The following is a 1762-nucleotide window of genomic DNA, read 5'->3' as shown; positions in this document are numbered from 1 at the left end:
GGTGTCGGCTTCGGCCGTCACTCCTGCCCCGGTATCGACTTCGGCCGTTACTCCCGCCCCAGTGTCGGCTACGGCCGAACCTCCCACCCTGGTGTCGGCTCCTGCCGTCACTCCTACCCCGATGTCGGCTCACGTCGTCATCACCGCTCCTACTGCCAGTCTGACCAAGCCTGTGGCCACCTCACTGGCCACTGGGCTGGGAAAGACTGCAAGGCAATTGTCCACTACCTCCAATGCTCTGCCCACCACCATTAGACAGGGCAAGAGCAAGAAGGATACCGGTGTTGAGAAGGCCTCCTCTAGGGGCCTCCCTATGCAGCGTTAATTTTAATATTTTTAACATCCTACAGTGGAATCTTCGTGGGTTGAGAGGGAATTGGGAGGAGCTCAGTCTGCTCCTGCGGAGATATCAGCCGGTCTGTGTCTGTCTGCGGGCAAGACCATCATGGTGGAACTGCAATTTTTGTAGATACCTCACGAGGCATTGCTTTTACCTCTTTTAATATTGTCTCCCCCCTGCAGGTGGTGGCCGTCCAGCTCCACCTCAGGAGAACTTACACTGTCTGCTCTTTATACCTCCCTCCCAATTCTCCAGTAGACAGAGAGGACTTCGTTTCCCTAGTTCAGCAACTGCCCTCCCCGTTTATTATTTTAGGGGATTTTAATGGTCGGCACACCCTGTGGGGAGATACACTTGTCAACCCCAGGGGAGCAATGATTGCCTCCGTCGTTGAAGCCTTAGATCTAGGTATTCTTAACACCGGTGACCATACCCACTACCACATTCAGACAGACACCACCTCGGCCCTAGATTTATCGTTGTGCTCTCCTGACGCCCTACTTGACTTCACATGGAGCGTCACAGGAGATCTTTGTGGGAGTGACCACTACCCTATACTCCTGTCTTCTCCCGACATCCTCCCCTCACCCCGTGTCCCCCGCTGGCGGCTGGACCACGCTGACTGGGGACTTTTTAAACACCTTGCCACAGTTGACTGCGAGCTTGATGAGTTCCCGGACATAGACAGCGCTGTCGAGTATTTTTCATCTATACTCCAGCGAGCTTGTGAGCTTTCCATCCCTCAGACCACAGGATTTACCAAGCGCCGACCGGTCCCCTGGTGGTCTGATGAGTGTAGACAGGCAGTGGCAGAGCGTCGTCGAGCTTTTGGTAGGTACCGTCGACACAAAACCGAATTTTTCCGGGGACAATACAGACTGGCTATAGCTAAGGGCCGTCGAGTCCTCAAGGATGGTCGCCGTAAGTCCCTTGCGTCTTTCGTCTCCGCACTGAACGTGCAGACACCTATGTCGCAGGTATTCAAGCGCGTGCGGAAGATAGCGGGAAAGTTCTCTCCAGGCCCACCTCCGGTCCTCAATGTCAACGGGGATAAGGTATCTGACGGCCAGGCGGTAGCCAATATACTCGCTGAGACCTTTTCTTTCGTGTCCAGCCGGGCCTCGAGATCTCCAGCAGTGCGTCGCCAGTTAGAGGCAGACGAGGCTCGCCAACTAGACTTTTCGTCCGGCGGGGGTGAAAGCTACAATGTCCCTTATTCTCTACCGGAACTGCGCTCCGCTTTATCTTTATGCAAGGACTCCTCCCCAGGATCAGATAACATTACCTACTCTATGATCCGTCACCTAGATTCTGGATCACTGTCCTTCCTCCTAGGATTATTTAATAGGATGTGGAGTGACAGATATGTACCCCCCTCCTGGAAGTCTGCTATAGTCATTCCAATCCCCAAGCCTGGTAAGG

General features: G+C 54.0%; 1 protein-coding gene. It reads left to right on the top strand.

From position 1 onward, the window contains the following. Positions 1 to 420 precede the first annotated feature (420 nt). The coding region (locus ACK5JN_RS24035) for a hypothetical protein (RefSeq protein WP_416872444.1) at positions 421 to 1762 on the top strand (1342 nt) is incomplete at its 3' end.

Source organism: Kluyvera sp., assembly GCF_047971185.1.
Classification (GTDB): domain Bacteria; phylum Pseudomonadota; class Gammaproteobacteria; order Enterobacterales; family Enterobacteriaceae; genus Kluyvera.
This window is presented reverse-complemented; position numbering and strand designations above follow the sequence as displayed.